This is a genomic window from Psychrobacter sp. 1U2, assembly GCF_051847575.1.
On sequence record NZ_JBPYDC010001542.1, the window covers coordinates 1 to 579 of the forward strand.

A 579-nucleotide genomic window follows, 5' to 3' on the forward strand; every position below is an offset into this window, starting at 1 on the left:
CTCCGTGTTGTTTAAGGCTATTCACAATGGCTTGACCGCCATGTTTTAAATCACTCATTTTTTGCCCCCAAATTACTTCAAATAGTGTTAGCCATAACGTCATTATTTAAATTATGAATTGTCCAGCTATTCTATGAGTTCCCTTATTGGAATAATCATAGGACAATCACTCTAAGTACTAGTTATTGCTTCTGAGTATTAAACACTAATTGAGCAAATAATTTATTAGTTACTAAATATTACTACTGTTATCACTAGTCATTAACGAAACAACAATAACCAATAAGACTGAGATTGGGAAACCAATAAATATCGGATGCAAACCAAATGGATGTCCAAGTATTTGCCAAGTTACTGCGACGATTAACCCAACCCACATGGCAACTATGCCACCTAATCGAGTCGCCTTTTTCCAAAATAAGCCAGCAATGACTGGTGCTAATAAACTTGACACTAACATAGCTGCACCTGTCACCCATAAACCAACTAATTTCGGGATAGATAGCGCTAGTAATAAAGAAAAGATCGAAACTATCAGAACTGAAAGGCGACTATACTTTAATAAGCGACTATCAAGAT

The 579-nt window shown here is 35.8% G+C and carries 1 protein-coding gene; it reads right to left on the reverse strand.

Annotated features, from left to right (window positions below; translation table 11 throughout):
- Window positions 1-232: 232 nt before the first annotated feature.
- On the reverse strand, window positions 233-579 hold a 347-nt coding region (locus ACS8FD_RS23080), incomplete at its 5' end, for an SLC5/6 family protein (RefSeq protein WP_439277572.1).